At 64.1% G+C, this 17,595-nt stretch carries 13 protein-coding genes and 1 tRNA gene; 8 read left to right on the top strand and 6 right to left on the bottom strand.

Annotated features, from left to right (window positions below):
- The first annotated feature begins 217 nt into the window (after window positions 1-217).
- Entirely contained in the window at window positions 218-1,426 is a 1,209-nt protein-coding gene (locus BAU06_RS16195) for a DesA family fatty acid desaturase (RefSeq protein WP_066351941.1), read from the top strand.
- Window positions 1,423-3,729, top strand: coding sequence for a UvrD-helicase domain-containing protein (locus tag BAU06_RS16190; RefSeq protein WP_066351938.1), 2,307 nt, complete (start codon window positions 1,423-1,425; stop codon window positions 3,727-3,729). The genes BAU06_RS16195 and BAU06_RS16190 overlap by 4 nt, the downstream gene beginning before the upstream one ends.
- 92 nt (window positions 3,730-3,821) lie before the next feature.
- Here the strand turns inward: BAU06_RS16190 and BAU06_RS16185 are convergent, their stop codons facing one another.
- Genes BAU06_RS16185 through dapC form a run of 5 tightly spaced genes read right to left on the bottom strand, consistent with a single transcriptional unit; the run spans window position 3,822 to window position 9,853 of the window.
- Window positions 3,822-5,771, bottom strand: coding sequence for an ABC-F family ATP-binding cassette domain-containing protein (locus tag BAU06_RS16185; RefSeq protein ID WP_156770253.1), 1,950 nt, complete (start codon window positions 5,769-5,771; stop codon window positions 3,822-3,824).
- Window positions 5,768-6,664 (bottom strand): 50S ribosomal protein L3 N(5)-glutamine methyltransferase, encoded by an 897-nt coding sequence (prmB, locus tag BAU06_RS16180; protein ID WP_066359177.1) that lies wholly within the window; start codon window positions 6,662-6,664, stop codon window positions 5,768-5,770. Before prmB ends, BAU06_RS16185 begins: the two co-directional genes overlap by 4 nt.
- An 8-nt stretch (window positions 6,665-6,672) precedes the next feature.
- Window positions 6,673-7,812 (bottom strand): succinyl-diaminopimelate desuccinylase, encoded by a 1,140-nt coding sequence (gene dapE / locus BAU06_RS16175; protein WP_066351929.1) that lies wholly within the window; start codon window positions 7,810-7,812, stop codon window positions 6,673-6,675.
- Window positions 7,812-8,633 carry a 2,3,4,5-tetrahydropyridine-2,6-dicarboxylate N-succinyltransferase gene (gene dapD, locus BAU06_RS16170; protein ID WP_066351926.1) on the bottom strand — a complete coding sequence of 274 codons (822 nt, stop codon included), beginning with the start codon at window positions 8,631-8,633 and terminating at the stop codon, window positions 7,812-7,814. The genes dapE and dapD overlap by 1 nt, the downstream gene beginning before the upstream one ends.
- Before the next feature lie 20 nt (window positions 8,634-8,653).
- The gene (gene dapC, locus BAU06_RS16165; RefSeq protein WP_066351925.1) at window positions 8,654-9,853 is read right to left on the bottom strand and encodes a succinyldiaminopimelate transaminase; all 1,200 of its coding nucleotides are present in this window, start codon (window positions 9,851-9,853) and stop codon (window positions 8,654-8,656) included.
- A gap of 44 nt (window positions 9,854-9,897) precedes the next feature.
- On the opposite strand from dapC, the gene BAU06_RS16160 reads away from it, so the two are divergent.
- Both BAU06_RS16160 and BAU06_RS16155 read left to right on the top strand, forming a co-directional pair.
- Window positions 9,898-9,984: transfer RNA gene (locus BAU06_RS16160), tRNA-Leu, on the top strand.
- A gap of 318 nt (window positions 9,985-10,302) precedes the next feature.
- Window positions 10,303-10,509 carry a cold-shock protein gene (locus BAU06_RS16155; protein ID WP_066351924.1) on the top strand — a complete coding sequence of 69 codons (207 nt, stop codon included), beginning with the start codon at window positions 10,303-10,305 and terminating at the stop codon, window positions 10,507-10,509.
- 201 nt (window positions 10,510-10,710) lie between these two features.
- Here the strand turns inward: BAU06_RS16155 and BAU06_RS16150 are convergent, their stop codons facing one another.
- Entirely contained in the window at window positions 10,711-11,286 is a 576-nt protein-coding gene (locus BAU06_RS16150; RefSeq protein ID WP_066351905.1) for a TIGR00645 family protein, read from the bottom strand.
- Between the two features lie 233 nt (window positions 11,287-11,519).
- On the opposite strand from BAU06_RS16150, the gene tig reads away from it, so the two are divergent.
- From tig to lon, 4 genes are all read left to right on the top strand, one after another.
- On the top strand, window positions 11,520-12,830 hold the full coding sequence (tig, locus tag BAU06_RS16145) for a trigger factor (protein ID WP_066351901.1): 1,311 nt from the start codon (window positions 11,520-11,522) through the stop codon (window positions 12,828-12,830).
- A complete protein-coding gene (gene clpP / locus BAU06_RS16140) occupies window positions 12,830-13,486 on the top strand; it encodes an ATP-dependent Clp endopeptidase proteolytic subunit ClpP (RefSeq protein ID WP_066351899.1) in 657 nt (218 codons plus the stop codon). The genes tig and clpP overlap by 1 nt, the downstream gene beginning before the upstream one ends.
- A gap of 95 nt (window positions 13,487-13,581) precedes the next feature.
- The gene (gene clpX / locus BAU06_RS16135; RefSeq protein WP_066351897.1) at window positions 13,582-14,880 is read left to right on the top strand and encodes an ATP-dependent Clp protease ATP-binding subunit ClpX; all 1,299 of its coding nucleotides are present in this window, start codon (window positions 13,582-13,584) and stop codon (window positions 14,878-14,880) included.
- A 181-nt stretch (window positions 14,881-15,061) separates the two neighbouring features.
- Window positions 15,062-17,518 (top strand): endopeptidase La, encoded by a 2,457-nt coding sequence (gene lon, locus BAU06_RS16130; RefSeq protein ID WP_066351895.1) that lies wholly within the window; start codon window positions 15,062-15,064, stop codon window positions 17,516-17,518.
- Window positions 17,519-17,595: the final 77 nt, after the last annotated feature.

Raw genomic sequence — 17,595 nt, 5'->3', positions numbered from 1 at the left:
GGCGCATTCCACACCCCTGGGGTTTTCCACAGTGCCGCAAGGGGGCGCCCGGCCCGGCGCAGGCGGGAAAAAGCGGTCAAGATGAGCACAGAACCTCGATGAAAACAACAAATTTGCCGAAGTTTCAAGTGGTTTAAGTCAAACATGCGTGCTGTCATATCCTCGCAAGGTACGCTAAACTCGCTTGGTAACTCTTAGCGAGGTCTCTACCCCCCATATGGATCACATCCTTTCCTTCGTTGCCGGCGGTTTCCTGCACGCCTCTTGGTGGCAGATAGTCGTTTATACCCTGGTGGCCACCCACATCACCATCGTGTCGGTCACGGTATTCCTGCATCGTAGCCAAGCGCATCGCGGGCTGGACCTGCATCCCGCCGTCATGCATTTCTTCCGCTTGTGGTTGTGGCTGACCACCGGCATGGTCACCAAGGAATGGGTCGCCATCCACCGCAAGCACCACGCCAAATGCGAACGCGACGGCGACCCGCACTCGCCCATGCTGTTCGGCATCTGGAAGGTGCTGTTCCGTGGCGCCGAGCTCTATCGCGAAGAGGCCACCAACGCGGAAACCATGGCCAAGTTCGGCCACGGCACGCCCGACGACTGGCTGGAGCGCAACGTCTATGCACGCCACAGCCTGCTTGGCGTCATGATCACGCTCGCCATCGACATCGCCCTGTTCGGCGCGGTCGGCATCACCGTCTGGGCCGTGCAGATGGCCTGGATCCCCTTCTGGGCGGCCGGCGTGGTCAACGGCATCGGCCACTATTGGGGCTACCGCAACTACGCCAGCCCGGATACCAGCACCAACGTCTTCCCGTGGGGCATCATCATCGGCGGCGAAGAACTGCACAACAACCACCACGCCTATGGCACCTCGGCCAAGTTCTCGGCCAAGTGGTATGAGTTCGACATCGGCTGGGGCTACATCCGCATCCTGCAGTTCCTGGGGCTGGCCAAGGTCAAGAAGGTCGCGCCCAAGCTCAAGCTGGAGTCCAACAAGCCCATGGTGGACCTGAGCACCCTGCAAGGCGTGATCACCCACCGCTACGAGGTCATGGCGCGTTACGGCGACATCATCAAGAGCGCCGCCCGGCAGGAGCTCGCCAAGCTCAAGACGTCGCGCAGCCCGGACAGCGCCGAATGCCACTGGGCCACGCTGCGACGCGTGCGCCGCTGGCTGCACCGCTCGGAAGACGCGCTGCAGCCGGAACAGGTCGCCCAGGTCGATCAGGCCATCGCGGGCAGCCAGTCGCTTTCCACGCTGGTACAGATGCGGCGCGAGCTGGGCCGCCTGTGGGAAAGCTCCAGCGCCAGCAGCGAGCAACTGCTGAGCCATCTGCAGGCCTGGTGCCAGCGTGCGCAGCAAAGCGGAATTGAAGGGCTGGAGCAGTTCGCCGACCGACTCCGCCGCTACGCGGCATGATCGATAAGTTAAATCCGGAACAACGCGCCGCCGTTACGCTGGAGCCGCAACACGCCCTGGTCCTTGCCGGGGCGGGTAGCGGCAAGACCCGCGTCCTGACCACGCGCATGGCGTGGCTCATCCAGAACGGCCTGGCCAGTCCCTACGCACTGCTCGCGGTCACCTTCACCAACAAGGCCGCGCGCGAGATGCTGTCACGCATCTCCGCCATCCTGCCCATCGATACGCGCGGCTTGTGGGTCGGCACCTTCCACGGCCTGTGCAACCGCCTGCTGCGGGCGCATCACCGCGATGCCGGCCTGCCGCAGGCTTTCCAGATCCTCGACACGGCGGACCAGCTGGCCGCCATCAAGCGCCTGCTCAAGGCCAACGACATCGACGACGAGAAGTATCCCCCGCGCGATGTCCAGCGGTTCATCAACGGCGCCAAGGAAGAGGGCGAACGTCCCGGCGATCTGGAAGCATGGGACAGCCACAGGCGTCGGCTGATCGAGATCTATCAGCTGTACGAGGCCCAGTGCCAGCGCGAAGGGGTCGTGGATTTCCCCGAATTGCTGTTGCGCGCCTACGAGCTGCTATCCCGCAATGCGCCGGTGCGCGAGCACTACCAGCGCCGGTTCCGCCATATCCTGGTGGATGAATTCCAGGACACCAACACTCTGCAGTACAAGTGGCTGCGGCTGCTGGCGGGCGGCGGCGCGTTCATCTTCGCCGTGGGCGACGACGACCAGTCCATCTATGCTTTCCGCGGCGCCAACGTCGGAAACATGGCCGACTTCGAACGCGACTATGCGCATGGCACCGTCATCCGGCTGGAGCAGAACTACCGGTCCTATGGCCATATCCTGGACGCCGCCAACGCGCTGATCGACCATAACAGCGGGCGCCTGGGCAAGAATCTGTGGACGGAACAGGGCGAGGGCGAACCCGTCCGGGTGATCGAGCAGCCCTCCGACGGCATGGAAGCCCAGTGGGTGGTGGACGAAATCCGGGCGCTGGTCAACGAAGGCCGGCTGCGGCGGGAAATCGCCGTACTGTATCGAAGCAACGCGCAGTCGCGCGTGCTGGAACACGCCTTGTTCTCCGCCGGCATCCCGTACAAGGTCTATGGCGGCCTGCGCTTCTTCGAACGCCAGGAAATCAAGCATGCGCTGGCCTATCTGCGCCTGATCGCCAATCCCCATGACGATACGTCGTGGATGCGCGTGGTCAACTTTCCCGCGCGCGGCATCGGGGCGCGTACGCTGGAGCAACTGGCGGACGCGGCGCGCGCCCACGACACCAGCCTGTACGGCGCAGTGGCCCGGGTGGGTGGCAAGGGCGGGTCCAATCTGGCCCAGTTCGCGGCGCTCATCGGCCGCATGGCCGATGAAACCCGCGAGTTGCCCCTGCCGGAAATGGTCGAGCACGTCCTGGAGGCCAGCGGCCTGGTCGAACATTACCGTGACGAAAAAGAAGGCACGGAACGCATCGAGAACCTGAACGAACTGGTCACGGCCGCGGCGGTGTTTTCCACCGAAGAAAACTTCGACGGCTTGCCTGCGGGCGTGCCGACGCAGCGCGATCCGGCACTCGATCCGGCCGTCGACCCGGGCCTGGCCCCCGCATCGGATGCGGGCGTCGGCGCCGCCGGAGAGACTCTGACGCCGCTGGCGGCCTTCCTGTCGCATGCCGCGCTGGAAGCGGGCGACAATCAGGCCCAGGCCGGCCAGGACGCCGTGCAGATGATGACGGTGCACGCGGCCAAGGGGCTGGAATTCGACGCCGTATTCATCACCGGACTGGAAGAGGGCTTGTTCCCGCACGAAAACAGCGTGCTGGAACAGTCCGGCCTGGAGGAAGAGCGGCGCCTGATGTATGTGGCGATCACGCGTGCCCGCGAGCGCCTGTACCTCAGCCTGGCCCAGAGCCGGATGCTGCACGGGCAGACCCGCTATGCCATGCGATCGCGCTTCCTGGGAGAGATCCCGGAAGAGCATCTGAAATGGCTCACGCCGCGTACCGGCGCCGCCGAAGGCTATGGCGCCGGCGGATCCTGGAGCGGCGCCGCCCGGGACGCCTTCGGGCGCAAGTCCACCGGTGCCATCGCACCCCGCCAGCCGCGTGGCGTCACCTCCGGCGTAACGGTGGGCGATCGCCATTACCGCATCGGACAAGGCGTGCGCCACGCGCGCTTCGGCGATGGCACCATCATCGGGCTCAGCGGCAATGGCCAGGACGCGCAGGCGCAGATCCAGTTCCGCGACGTGGGCGCCAAGACCCTGGCCCTGGGCATCGCCAAACTGGACGTTATCGCCAGCTGATCCCGGCAAACGGCGCGCAAGCGCGCGAGCCGGGCAGGAAACGGGCGCCAAGGGCGCCCGTTTTCATTGCCATACCCCGCCCGCGGATGAAGTCAGCTTGCCGGCGATTCCTGGGCGTTTTTGGCGGCGGCTTCCATGGCTTCGTGCAGGTTCAGCCATTCTTCTTCCAGTTCCCCGATCCGCTTACCGAGCTCGCCATGCTCGCTCAGCACCTTCTGGCGTTCGGCGCGCCGCGCGTCCGAATACAGATCGGCGTCGGCGATCAACGCATCCAGCGCCTCCAGGCGCTTGCGCAGGCTTTCCATTTCGGCATCGACCTTCGACAGCCTGGCCTCCAGCGGCTTGCGCGCGGCGGCGATCCGCTGCCGTTGTTCTGCCTCCAGGCGGCGTTGCTGTTTCCGGTCGGTAGCCGGCACGGCGTCCGCGGCGGGCGTGCGCGCCGCTTCGGCCTTTTCCTGCGCGCCCCGGGCGGCGAGCCAGTCGCGGTAGTCTTCCAGGTCGCCGTCGAACTCGCGGACGGTACCGTCCGCGACTATCCAGAAACTGTCCACCGTCGTGCGCAGCAGATGGCGGTCGTGGGACACCAGCAGCATGCTGCCGGCGAACTCCGCCAGCGCCGCGGCCAGCGCCTCGCGGGTTTCGACATCCAGATGGTTGCTGGGTTCGTCCAGCAATAGCAGGTTGGGCTTTTGCCACACGATCAGCGACAGGGCCAGCCGTGCCTTTTCACCGCCGGACATCGGGCCCACCGGGCTGGTCACCGCATCGCCGGAAAAACCGAAGCCGCCCAGATAATTGCGCAGATCCTGTTCTCGCGTCTCCGGCGCGATGCGCGCCAGGTGCAACAGCGGCGTGGCGTTCGCGTCCAGCATATCCAGCTGGTGCTGGGCGAAGTAGCCGATCGACAACCCGCGAGAGGCGCGGCGTTCGCCGGCGCGCACGGGCAGCGTTTCGGCCAGTGTCTTCACCAGCGTGCTCTTGCCGGCGCCGTTCGCGCCCAGTATGCCGACGCGGCTGCCGGCTCGTACCATCAGCGTCACGTTGCGCAGGATATCGACGGCATGGCCTTCTTCGTCCGTGTATCCCGCCGACAGGTTTTCCAGGATCAGCAGCGGGTCCGGCATGTGGTCCGGCGAAGGGATACGGATATCGATGCCCGCTTCGGCGTGCAGGGGCGCGAGGGTCTGCATGCGGGCCAGGGCCTTGACGCGGCTTTGCGCCTGCTTGGCCTTGGAGGCCTTGGCCTTGAAGCGGTCGATGAAGCCTTGCAGCCGGGCCGCTTCGCGCGTCTGTTTTTCCCACGCCATGCGGGTCTGGCGCAAGCGTTCCGCGCGTTGCTCGACGAAATCCTCGTAGCCGCCGCGGTAGCGCACCAGCTTGCCATGATCGAAATGCAGGATGGCCTTGGCCGCCGCGTCCAGGAACTCCGTGTCGTGGGAAATCAGCAATACCGTGCCGGGATAGGCCGCCAGCCACTTCTCCAGCCACAGCATGGCGTCCAGGTCGAGGTGGTTGGTCGGCTCGTCCAGCAGCAGCAGGTCCGACGGCGCCATGAGCGCGCGGGCCAGGGCCAGGCGCATACGCCAGCCGCCGGAGAAGTTCGCGACCGGCTGCATCCACTCATCGGGCTTGAAGCCCAGGCCCGCCAGGAGCTGTTCGGCGCGCGACGGCGCGCTCCACGCGCCCGCTTCGATCAGCGCCGCTTCGGTCTCGGCGATTTCCGTGCCCTGATGCTCTTCCAGGGCCGCGCGCCGGGCTTGCAGGGCGCGCAATGGCGTGTCGCCGTCGATGACGAATTCTCGGGCGGGCCGCTCATCGGCCTGCAGCTCCTGCTGCACACTGGCGATGCGCCAGTCGGGCGGCAGGCTCAGGTTGCCGGCATCGACATCCAGCGCGCCGGTCAACAAGGCGAAGAGCGTGGACTTGCCGGCGCCGTTCTTGCCGACAATGCCTACCCGTTCGCCAGGATTGACGACGAAGTCCGCGCCGTCCAGCAGGACTTTCGTCCCGCGGCGCAGGGTGATTCCGGTTCCTCGTATCACGGGGCCAATTGCTCACGGGTCAACAGCACGATCTGGTCGGAAGCTTCCGACGAATCGAGCCATACGGGCTCCAACTGGGGAAAGGCAGCCTCGAAATGGGCGCGCTCGTGGCCGATTTCCAGTACCAGGATGCCCTTGGGCGCCATGTACGCCGGCGCATCGGCCAGGATGCGGCGCACCAGGTCCATGCCGTCGTCGCCGCCGGCCAGGGCCATTTCCGGCTCGTGGCGATATTCCTGCGGCAGTGCGTCCATGGAACCCGCGTTCACGTACGGGGGATTGCAAATGATCACGTCGTACTGGCGCGGCGCCAGCTTCTGGAACAGGTCGCTGCAATGCAGGAAGACGCGGTCGTGCAGGTTATAGGCGCCGACATTGTGCATCGCCACTTCCAGCGCGCTGGGCGAAATATCGGCGCCGTCGACGTGCGCGAAGGGGAATGCCAGCGCGGCCAGCACGGCCAGGCAGCCCGAACCCGTGCACATGTCCAGCACGTACTGCACCGTCTCGGGATCGTCCACCCACGGCGAAAGGCTGTCGTCCAGCAGTTCGGCGATCGGCGAGCGCGGCACGATGACGCGATGGTCCACATAGAAGCGGCGCCCGCGCAGCCATGCCTCGTTGGTCAGGTAGGGAGCGGGCACGCGTTCGCTCACGCGCTTGTCCAGGACGGCCAGCACCTGGGCACGTTCTTCCGGCAGCACGCGGGCCTCCAGGAAGGGCTCCAGCGTGTCGAGCGGCAGATGCAGCGTGTGCAGGACCAGGTAGACAGCTTCGTCCCAGGCATTGTCGCTGCCGTGGCCGAAACTGACCTGGCCGGCGTTCAGCCGCGTGACGCCGTAACGGACCAGGTCCCGCACGGTTTGCAATTCGGATCGGTTGGAGGAAGACATGGGAACGGTCATGCCCGGAGCAGCAGGTTTTCGACCGTGCGGCGATAGATGTTTTTCAAGGGAACCAGCGAGTCCAGCTCGATGCGCTCGTTGACCTTGTGGATGGTGGCGTTGCAGGGGCCGAATTCGATCACTTGCGGGCAGATCTTCGCTAGGAAGCGTCCGTCGGACGTTCCGCCGGTGGTGGAAAGCTCCGTTTCCAGGCCCGTTTCCGCGCGGATGGCCTCGGTCAGCGCGGTGCTGAGCGTGCCCTTGGGCGTCAGGAAGGGCTCGCCGCCCAGGTTCCAATCGATCCGGTATTCCACGCCGTGCTTGTCCAGCACCGCTGCCACGCGCGTCTTCAGGCTTTCGGGCGTGCTGGCCGTGGAGAAGCGGAAATTGAACAGCAGGACGGCCTCGCCCGGCACGATATTCGTGGCCCCGGTGCCCGCCGACATATTCGAAATCTGGAATGTCGTGGGCGGGAAATACGCGTTGCCCTGATCCCACTCGATGGACACGAGCTCGGCCAGCGCGGGCGCCACGGCGTGCACGGCGTTGCGCGCCAGGTGGGGGTAGGCGACGTGGCCCTGTATCCCCTTGACCGTCAGATGGCCCGACAGCGAGCCCCGCCGGCCGTTTTTGCACACGTCGCCCAGGCGGTCGGTCGACGTGGGTTCCCCGACGATGCAGTAGTCCAGCGCTTCGCCGCGCTGCTGCAAGCGCTCGCAGACCCGCACCGTGCCGTCCACGGACGGACCTTCTTCATCCGAGGTCAGCAGCAGGGCGATGGAGCCGACGTGCGAAGGGTGCGCGGCGACGAATTCCTCGGCCGCCACGACGAAGGCGGCGATCGAGCTTTTCATGTCGGCCGCGCCGCGCCCATACAGGAAACCGTCGCGCTCGACCGGTACGAAGGGGTCGCTTTCCCATTTGTCGCGCGGCCCGGGGGGCACCACATCCGTGTGCCCCGCGAACACGACGAGCGGCGCGGCACTGCCCCGGCGCGCCCACAGATTGGTCACGCCATTGCAGACGATGCTCTCGCAGCGGAAGCCGATTTTCGCCAGGCGCTGGGCCAGCATCCGCTGGCAGTCGACATCTTCCGGCGTGACAGAAGGGCGGGCGATCAGGTCCTTGACCAGGTCGAGTACGGCGGTGTCGCCCATCAGGCCCTCAGCAGGTCGTTGATGCTGGTCTTCGCGCGCGTCTGCGCATCCACGCGCTTGACGATCACGGCGCAGTACAGGCTGTGCGAACCGTCCGCGGCGGGCAGCGTACCCGGGACCACCACCGAGCCGGAAGGGATGCGGCCGTAGCTGATCTTGCCGGTCGCGCGATCGTAGATCTTGGTGCTTTGCGACAGATACACGCCCATGGACAGCACGGAGTTTTCTTCGACGATGACGCCTTCGACGATCTCCGAGCGCGCGCCGATGAAGCAGTTGTCCTCGATGATGGTCGGGTTGGCCTGCAGCGGCTCAAGCACGCCGCCGATGCCCACGCCGCCGGACAGGTGGACGTTCTTGCCGATCTGCGCGCACGAACCCACGGTGGCCCAGGTATCGACCATGGTGCCGTCATCCACGTAGGCGCCCAGGTTCACGTACGACGGCATCAGCACCACATTGCGGCCGATGAACGCGCCGCGGCGCGCCACGGCGGGCGGCACCACGCGGTAGCCGCCATGCTGGAAGGCGGCATTGCCGTATTCGGCGAACTTCAGCGGCACCTTGTCATAGAACTGCAGCGGGGCCTGACCCATCACCGCGTTCTCTTGAAGACGGAACGACAGCAGCACCGCCTTTTTGATCCACTGGTGCACCACCCATTCGCCGGTTGCCTTGTCCGCCACGCGCAGGCGGCCGGTGTCCAGCGCGTCGATGGTGTGTTCGACCGCTTCGCGGACTTCGGCGCTGGCATCCGTGGGCGTCAGCGAGGCCCTGGCTTCCCAGGCGTTTTCGATGGTGGTTTGAAGATCGAGAGTCATGGTTGTGAGCACTAGTGGGGTTAAACAGCGGATTTGACGAAGTCGGCGATGCGTTCGGCGGCGTCCACACATTGCGTCAGGGGCGCGACCAGCGCCATGCGGATGCGCTTGACCCCCGGGTTGCGGCCATGCGCGTCGCGCGCCAGGAAGCTGCCGGGCAGTACGGTCACGCCGGTGCGCGCGTACAGGTCGCGCGCGAAGTCCGTGTCGGCCGTGGGAGTGGGAACCCACAAATAGAAGGATGCGGCGGGGCGCTGGACGTCCATCGCACGCTGCAGGATCGGTACCACGGCGTCGAACTTCTCGCGATACAGGCGGCGATTCTCGCGCACATGCGTTTCGTCGGTCCACGCGGCGATGCTGGCCGCCGATACGACGGGGCTCATGGCGCTGCCATGATAGGTGCGGTAAAGCAGGAAGCGGGCCACCAGGGCGGCGTCGCCGGCCACGAAGCCGGAACGCATGCCCGGGACATTGGACCGCTTGGACAGGCTGGAGAACGCGATCAGGTTGCGGTAGTCGCTACGGCCCAGCGCCTGGGCCGCCTGCAGGCCGCCAAGCGGCGGCTGCGTTTCGTTCAGGTAGATCTCGGAATAGCATTCGTCGGATGCCACGATAAAACCGTAGCGGTCGCTCAGTTCGAGGATCTCGCGCCAATCGTCCATGGACATCACATTGCCCGCCGGATTTCCCGGCGAACAGACGTACACCATGCGCGTCCTGCGCCAGACCTCGTCCGGCACCTGGCTCCAGTCCGGGCCGAAATTGCGGGCGGGATCGGCGTTGACGTAATAGGGCTGGGCACCGGCCAGCAGCGCGGCGCCCTCATAGATCTGGTAGAACGGGTTGGGGCAGATGACCACGTCATTGCCGGTCGGATCGATCACCGACTGGGCAAAGGCGAATAGCGCCTCGCGCGAGCCCAGCACCGGCAGCACCTGCGTGTCCGGATCCGGAGCCGGGATGCCGTAGCGCTTGGCCAGCCATTGGGCGATGACCTCGCGCAGCCGAGGCTCGCCTTTCGTGGTGGGGTAGGACGCCAGGCCGCCCGGAAGAGCTTGGGCCATGGCTTGTGCGACGCGTGCCGGCGTGTCGTGCTTCGGTTCGCCTATCGACAGATTGATCGGCGCGAGCCCGCTGGGTGGCGAGCCGGCGTCCGCCATCAGGCGGCGCAGCTTTTCGAAGGGGTAGGGGTGTAAGGCATCGAGGCGGGGATTCATGGGGCGCGATTTTAACAAGCAAGCTACAATATCGGGCTGCGCTTGCGAAGGTGGCGAAATTGGTAGACGCACCAGGTTTAGGTCCTGACGCCGTAACAGGTGTAGGGGTTCGAGTCCCCTCCTTCGCACCAGAATTCCCCGCCCGGGCCGGATGCGCGCCATCCGGCGCGGTGCTTGTCCAGGGCCTGCGCGCCGGTCGTTCGGGCGGCTTGCCCGGTCGAGCGGTCGTGCTGCTACCCTAAGGCGCGTCATCGCCGGCGGAAATGGCTGATTTTCCGGTCGGCCGCGGTTGACCCCGTAAAAAAATCCTGATTACACTCGACCGGCCGGATATTCAAGCGACGTGGTCTTAATTCTATCTGTCGCCGTCAAAGGTACTGTAGTTGCCGATTTCCCTTCCTTGATAATCTAGCGCATCTCTTCTTTCATCAGTCCAGGTGGTGGCAAATATGGCAACGGGCATCGTCAAGTGGTTCAACGCGGAAAAGGGCTATGGCTTTATCGTGCCCGACGATGGCAGCAAGGATCTTTTCGTGCATTTTTCGCAGATTCGTACCGAAGGGTACAAGACGCTGCAGGAAAACCAGCGCGTGACCTATGAAGTCGGGCAGGGCGCCAAGGGCCCGGCCGCGATGAACATCCAGATTATCAAATGACCTGGCGGCCGCGTCCGGCGGCCGTGGTGTCGTTCCCCTCTTGGCCTCTTGGCGATTCATCGCCGCAACGGAGTCCATGTCGTGACGGGGCCCGATGGCAGGGAATAAAAAAGGCGTGCCGCAGGGCACGCCTTTTTCGTTTGCCGGCTTGGCGGGGCGGGGGCGGCTCTTGCGGGATTGCGTTGGGCCGCCCTGGCCGGCTCAATGCGCGCCGTGGTCCTTGCCCGCCGCGTGCGGCGGGATGAGCAGCCGGTCCACATAGGCGATGCCGATCGCAGACAGTATGAACACGCAGTGGATGATGGTCTGCCACATCACGCCGGTCTGCGTGAAATTCATCCCCGGCGTACCGAGCGCGCCGGCTTCGATGAAGGTGCGCAGCAGGTGTATCGACGAGATGCCGATGATGGCCATCGCCAGTTTCACCTTCAGAACGCTGGCGTTGACGTGGCTCAGCCATTCCGGCTGGTCCGGATGGCCTTCCAGCCGCAATCGCGATACGAAGGTCTCGTAGCCGCCGACGATCACCATGACCAGCAGATTGGAGATCATGACGACGTCGATGAGTCCCAGCACGATCAGCATGATCTGCTGTTCGCCGAAGGTGGTGGCATGGCTGACCAGGTGCCACAGCTCTTTCAGGAAAAGCAGCACGTAGACGCCCTGGGCGACGATCAGGCCCAGGTACAAGGGCAGTTGCAGCCAGCGCGAGCTGAAGATCAGGGCCGCCATGGTGCTCAGGCGGGGACGGGTATCGCCGGGGGCGCGGGAATCCATAGGGAAGAAATACGCAGTGGTTCGGGGCTGGAGAGGGCTGGAATTCTATCAAGCTGACGGGATGCTTTCCGTGACGGCGCGGCCGCCGCGGCGCCGGTTTCCGTCCGTCGGATCAACGCCCGGCTTATCCGTCCCCGGGCGCCGGCCCCGTGCCGGAGGGCGGGCGATGAGTTTCCGGTAAAATGACCGGTTGATTCCCATCTTCCCCTTCACTCGCAAATAGGTCTTTTCTAATGCAGCCTGTGGTTGAAACCCTCTCCGGCCTGAAGCGCCGCGTCGATCTGTCCGTGTCCGTGGCGGACGTCGAAAAAGAAGTCCAGGCGCAGTTGAAGCGCGTCGCGCGTACCGCCAAGGTGCCGGGCTTTCGTCCCGGCAAGGTGCCCATGAACATGCTGGAACGCAGCCATGGTCCCGGCATCCGCTACGACGTCATCAACACGCAGGTAGGCCGTGCATTCGAACAGGCCGTCGATTCCGCCAAGCTGCGTATCGCCGGCACGCCTTCCATCGAACCGAAGACCGAAGGGGTCGCCGACGACACGCTGGCGTTTTCCGCCACCTTCGAGGTCTATCCGGAAGTCGCCGTGCCGGACCTGGCCAGCCTGTCCGTGACCCGCTACGACTCTCCCGTCACCGATGCCGAGGTCGACCGCACCATCGACGTGCTGCGCAAGCAACGCGCGACCTACGAAGCACGCGAAGGCCGGGCGGCCCAGGACGGCGATCGCGTGACACTGGATTTCGCGGGCACCATCGACGGTGTGCCCTTCGAAGGCGGCAAGGCCGAGGACTTCCCCTTCGTCCTGGGGCAAGGCCGCATGCTGCCCGAATTCGAGGCCGCCGCCCAGGGCATGAAGGCGGGCGAAACCAAGGTATTCCCCTTGAGCTTCCCCGAGGACTACCAAGGCAAGGAAGTTGCCGGGAAGACGGCCGAGTTCACCATCACGGTCAAGGAAGTGGCTGAAGCCGTGCTGCCCGCCGTGGATGGCGAATTCGCCAAGTCCCTGGGCCAGGCGGAAGGCGACGTGGAAAAGCTGAAGGCCGACATCCGCAAGAACGTCGAGCGCGAAGCCAAGACGCGCCTGCTCGTGCGCACGAAGAACAGCGTCATGGACGCACTGGCCGAAGCCGCCAAATTCGAAGTGCCGGCCGCGCTGGTGGATAGCGACGTGAGCAGCCGCGTCGCGGCCGCCCGCGAAGAACTGAAGCAGCGTGGATTGCCCAACGCCGATTCGGTACCGATCCCGCCGGAAGCCTTCAGCACGGAATCCGAGCGCCGCGTGCGCCTGGGCCTGCTGGTGTCCGAGCTGGTCAAGGATGCGCAATTGCAGGCCAAGCCCGAGCAGGTCCGCGCGCGTATCGAGGAATTCGCCCAGAACTACGAAGAGCCGGCCCAGGTGGTCAGCTATTATTTGTCCGACCGCCAGCGCCGCGCCGAAATCGAGGCCCTCGTGGTGGAAGACAATGTGGTTTCCTATGTGCTCGAGAAGGCCCAGGTCAAGGATGAGCAGGTGCCTTTCGAACAGTTGATGGGGATGGCTTGATGGATAGATTTACGGACTTTTATGCGTCCATGCACGGCGGCACTTCCGTGACGCCGACGGGCCTGGGGTACATCCCCATGGTGATCGAACAGTCCGGACGCGGCGAACGGGCCTACGACATCTATTCCCGCCTGTTGCGGGAACGCGTCATATTCCTGGTCGGTCCGGTGACCGACAACTCGGCCAATCTGGTCGTGGCCCAGCTGCTGTTCCTGGAATCGGAAAACCCGGACAAGGACATCTCGTTCTATATCAATTCGCCGGGTGGTTCCGTCTACGCCGGCATGGCCATCTACGACACGATGAACTTCGTGAAGCCCGACGTGTCCACCCTGTGCACCGGGCTGGCAGCGAGCATGGGCGCTTTCCTGTTGGCGGCGGGCAAGAAGGGCAAGCGTTACACGCTGCCCAACTCCCGCATCATGATTCACCAGCCCTCGGGCGGCGCCCAGGGCCAGGCCAGCGACATCAAGATCCAGGCGGAAGAGATCCTGCGCCTGCGGGATCGCCTGAATCGCATCCTGGCGGATAACACCGGCCAGCCCCAGGAACGCATCGCCCAGGACACGGAGCGCGACAACTTCATGTCGGCGGAAGATGCGTTATCGTATGGCTTGGTGGACAAGGTGCTGGCCTCGCGCTCCGAGGATCGCTAAGGCGTCCGCGGGTCCGGTTCCTACCGCCGTATTTCGAGCCAGCGTAGGATGGGTGGCGCGCGCAGGCGCGGCATCCATCGTCACCAGAGATATATATGCCTGAAAAAAAGGGATCGGCAGACGCGAAGGTGCTGCATTGCTCTTTCTGCAACAAGAGCCAGCACGAGGTCCGCAAACTGATCGCGGGGCCTTCCGTGTTCATCTGCGACGAATGCATCGATCTTTGCAACGATATCATTCGGGAAGAAGCGCAGGCGACGGCGCGCGCCGCCATTCGCTCGGAACTGCCCACCCCGACTGAGATCAAGAATTTCCTGGACCAATACGTCATTGGCCAGAATACGCCCAAGCGCACGCTGGCGGTTGCCGTGTACAACCACTACAAGCGCATCCGCCACGGCGAGCTCAAGGGCGACGAGGTCGAGCTTTCCAAGAGCAATATCCTGCTCGTGGGGCCCACCGGTTCCGGCAAGACGCTGCTGGCCCAGACCCTGGCGCGCATGTTGAACGTGCCGTTTGTCATGGCCGACGCGACCACGCTTACCGAAGCCGGCTATGTGGGCGAGGACGTCGAAAACATCATCCAGAAGCTGCTGCAGAACTGCAACTACGAAGTCGAGAAGGCGCAGCGAGCCATTATCTATATCGACGAAATCGACAAGATTTCGCGCAAGTCCGATAACCCCTCCATTACGCGGGATGTATCGGGCGAAGGGGTCCAGCAGGCGCTGCTGAAGTTGATCGAAGGCACCGTGGCTTCCGTTCCGCCGCAGGGCGGGCGCAAGCACCCCAACCAGGACTTCGTGCAGGTCGATACCACCAATATCCTCTTCATCGTCGGCGGCGCCTTCGACGGGCTGGAAAAGGTCATTCGAGACCGGACCGAGAAATCCGGTATCGGCTTTTCGGCGTCGGTACGGGCCAAGTCCGAACGGGGCGTGGGGGAATTGTTCAGCGAAGCGGAACCCGAAGACCTCATCAAGTTCGGTCTCATTCCTGAACTGGTTGGTCGTTTGCCGGTGGTTGCGACGCTGGACGAGCTCGACGAAGCCGCGTTGGTGCAGATCCTTACCGAGCCCAAGAACGCCCTGGTCAAGCAATTCCAGAAGCTGTTCGCCATGGAAGGCGCGGAACTGGACGTGCGGCCCGCGGCCCTGCGCGCCATCGCCCGCAAGGCGCTCAAGCGCAAGACGGGGGCACGCGGATTGCGGTCCATCCTGGAATCCGCGCTGCTCGATACGATGTACGAGTTGCCGTCGCTGGGCAATGTCAGCCGCGTCGTGCTCGACGAAAACGTCATCGAAGGCGACGGACAGCCTTTGCTCATCTATGCGGATGATGCCGCGCAGACATCCAAACCGGATCGGGGCGAAGTCAGGGACGCCGCCGCGTAAAGCGACTTGAAAAAAACCCGTCCTGGATGACGGGTTTTTTAAGCTTTTCGCGGTGAACAGCCGGAATCTTGATTTTTCGGCTATTGTTCCCATATCAGACGTAACTGACGATAGACGGGACATCGCTGACACGTTTTTCCGCCGTATCGCCGATACGTTGAGTCATCCCAAGGAATTCTTTATGTCTGGCACTCAGACCCTGCCTTCAGAACCCATCGACCTTCCGCTGTTGCCGCTGCGCGACGTCGTGGTGTTCCCGCACATGGTCATCCCGCTGTTCGTCGGACGTCCCCGCTCCATACGCGCGCTTGAAGTGGCCATGGAGGCCGGCAAGAGCATTATGCTGGTCGCGCAAAAATCCGCCGGCAAGGATGATCCCTCGCCCGAGGACGTATACGAGATCGGTTGCGTGGCGGGCATTCTGCAGATGCTGAAATTGCCCGACGGTACCGTGAAGGTGCTGGTCGAAGGCGCGCAGCGCGCCCGGATCACGCGCGTGGACGACGTGGAGTCTCACTTCACGTGCGAAGTCGTGCCCATCGAGCTCGACCCCATCCAGGGTTCCGAGACGGAAGCGCTGCGCCGCGCCATCGTGGCGCAGTTCGAGCAGTACGTGAAGCTCAACAAGAAGATCCCGCCGGAGATCCTGACCTCGCTGGCGGGCATCGACGATGCCGGCCGCCTGGCCGATACCATTGCCGCCCATCTGCCGCTGAAGCTCGAGCAGAAGCAGAAGATGCTGGAAATCTTCGGCACGGCGGAGCGCCTGGAAGGCCTGCTGACGCAACTGGAAACCGAAATCGACATCCTGCAGGTCGAGAAGCGGATCCGTGGCCGCGTGAAAAAGCAGATGGAGAAAAGCCAGCGCGACTACTACCTGAATGAGCAGGTCAAGGCCATTCAGAAGGAGTTGGGCGAGGGCGAAGAAGGCGCGGACATCGAGGAGCTCGAAAAGAAAATCGTCGCCGCGCGCATGCCCAAGGAAGCGCGCAAGAAGGCCGACGCCGAGTTGAAAAAACTCAAGCTGATGTCGCCCATGTCGGCAGAAGCGACGGTGGTGCGCAACTACATCGATACGCTGATCAACCTGCCGTGGCGCAAGAAGAGCAAGGTCAATAACTCCATCGGCAATGCCGAGACCGTGCTCGACGACGATCACTATGGCCTTGAGAAGGTCAAGGAACGCATCCTGGAATACCTGGCCGTGCAGCAACGGGTGGACAAGGTCAAGGCGCCCATCCTGTGCCTGGTGGGGCCCCCGGGTGTGGGCAAGACCTCCCTGGGTCAGTCGATCGCCAAGGCGACGAACCGCAAGTTCGTCCGCATGGCCCTGGGCGGCGTGCGCGACGAGGCCGAAATCCGCGGCCACCGCCGCACCTATATCGGGTCGATGCCGGGCAAGATCCTGCAGAACATGAGCAAGGTCGGCGTTCGCAACCCGCTGTTCCTGCTGGACGAAATCGACAAGCTGGGCATGGATTTCCGCGGCGACCCTTCGTCGGCGCTGCTGGAAGTGCTGGATCCGGAACAGAACCACACCTTCCAGGACCATTACGTCGAGGTGGATTTCGACCTGTCGGATGTGATGTTCGTGGCGACGAGCAACACGCTGAACATCCCGCCGGCCCTGCTGGACCGGATGGAAGTCATCCGCTTGTCCGGCTACACCGAGGACGAGAAAGTCCACATCGCCAGCGATCACCTGATCCCCAAGCTGTTGAAGAACAACGGCTTGAAGGAAACGGAGCTGACCATCGACGAATCGGCGCTTCGGGATATCGTGCGGTATTACACGCGCGAAGCCGGGGTGCGCGCCCTGGAACGCGAGGTCGGCAAGATCTGCCGCAAGGTGGTCAAGCAACTGCTGACGGAGCGCGACGCCAAGGACAAGGCCGACGCCAATGGCCAGGCCAAGCCCATCGCTGTCACATCGGAGAACCTGAACGACTACCTGGGCGTGCGCCGGTACAACTTTGGCATGGCGGAAAAGGAAAACCAGGTAGGCCAGGTAACCGGCCTGGCCTGGACGGAGGTGGGCGGCGATCTGCTGACCATCGAAGTCGCCGATATGCCGGGCAAGGGAGCCATTCAGCGTACGGGTTCCCTGGGCGATGTGATGAAGGAATCGGTCGAGGCGGCCCGGACAGTAGTGCGTTCGCGCGCTCGTCGCCTGGGGTTTGCCGACAGTGTTTTCGAAAAGCGCGACATGCACGTGCACGTGCCGGAAGGCGCGACGCCCAAGGACGGCCCGTCCGCCGGTATCGCGATCACTACCGCCATGGTGTCGGCGCTGTCGGGCATCCCGGTGCGCGCGGATGTCGCGATGACGGGCGAAATCACCTTGCGTGGCGAAGTCCTGGCCATCGGCGGGCTGAAGGAAAAACTGCTGGCGGCACACCGGGGTGGCATCAAGACCGTGCTGATCCCCGAGGAAAACGTCAAGGATTTGGCCGAGATCCCCGACAACGTCAAAAACCAGCTCGAGGTCGTACCGGTGCGCTGGATAGACAAAGTGCTGGAGCGGGCCCTGGAGCGCATGCCGGACCCGATATCGGAAGACGAGGCCAAGGACAAGCCCTTGGTGACCCCGTCGCCGGCAGCGGCGTCGGAGGCCACGGATCCCGTGACCAAGCACTGATGGTTGCCGTGATGGATTGTTCGGCCCCGAGGCGACGACGGTAAGGACAACCGGCCTGGCAGGCAGACGAAAAATGG

This window comes from Bordetella bronchialis, from assembly GCF_001676705.1.
Taxonomy (GTDB): Bacteria; Pseudomonadota; Gammaproteobacteria; order Burkholderiales; family Burkholderiaceae_B; genus Bordetella_C; species Bordetella_C bronchialis.
The sequence above is the reverse complement of the archived record's forward strand: the minus strand, read 5'-3'. Positions and strand labels throughout refer to the sequence as shown.

What these genes read in the sequence shown, in the direction of transcription:
- dapC (WP_066351925.1), bottom strand. Translation starts at nt 9,853, where the DNA reads ATGAATCCCCGCCTCGATGCCTTACACCCCTACCCCTTCGAAAAGCTG.
- tig (WP_066351901.1), top strand. Translation starts at nt 11,520, where the DNA reads ATGCAGCCTGTGGTTGAAACCCTCTCCGGCCTGAAGCGCCGCGTCGAT.
- dapE (WP_066351929.1), bottom strand. Translation starts at nt 7,812, where the DNA reads ATGGGCGACACCGCCGTACTCGACCTGGTCAAGGACCTGATCGCCCGC.
- dapD (WP_066351926.1), bottom strand. Translation starts at nt 8,633, where the DNA reads ATGACTCTCGATCTTCAAACCACCATCGAAAACGCCTGGGAAGCCAGG.
- BAU06_RS16190 (WP_066351938.1), top strand. Translation starts at nt 1,423, where the DNA reads ATGATCGATAAGTTAAATCCGGAACAACGCGCCGCCGTTACGCTGGAG.
- BAU06_RS16155 (WP_066351924.1), top strand. Translation starts at nt 10,303, where the DNA reads ATGGCAACGGGCATCGTCAAGTGGTTCAACGCGGAAAAGGGCTATGGC.
- BAU06_RS16195 (WP_066351941.1), top strand. Translation starts at nt 218, where the DNA reads ATGGATCACATCCTTTCCTTCGTTGCCGGCGGTTTCCTGCACGCCTCT.
- lon (WP_066351895.1), top strand. Translation starts at nt 15,062, where the DNA reads ATGTCTGGCACTCAGACCCTGCCTTCAGAACCCATCGACCTTCCGCTG.
- clpX (WP_066351897.1), top strand. Translation starts at nt 13,582, where the DNA reads ATGCCTGAAAAAAAGGGATCGGCAGACGCGAAGGTGCTGCATTGCTCT.
- BAU06_RS16150 (WP_066351905.1), bottom strand. Translation starts at nt 11,286, where the DNA reads ATGGATTCCCGCGCCCCCGGCGATACCCGTCCCCGCCTGAGCACCATG.
- clpP (WP_066351899.1), top strand. Translation starts at nt 12,830, where the DNA reads ATGGATAGATTTACGGACTTTTATGCGTCCATGCACGGCGGCACTTCC.
- prmB (WP_066359177.1), bottom strand. Translation starts at nt 6,664, where the DNA reads ATGTCTTCCTCCAACCGATCCGAATTGCAAACCGTGCGGGACCTGGTC.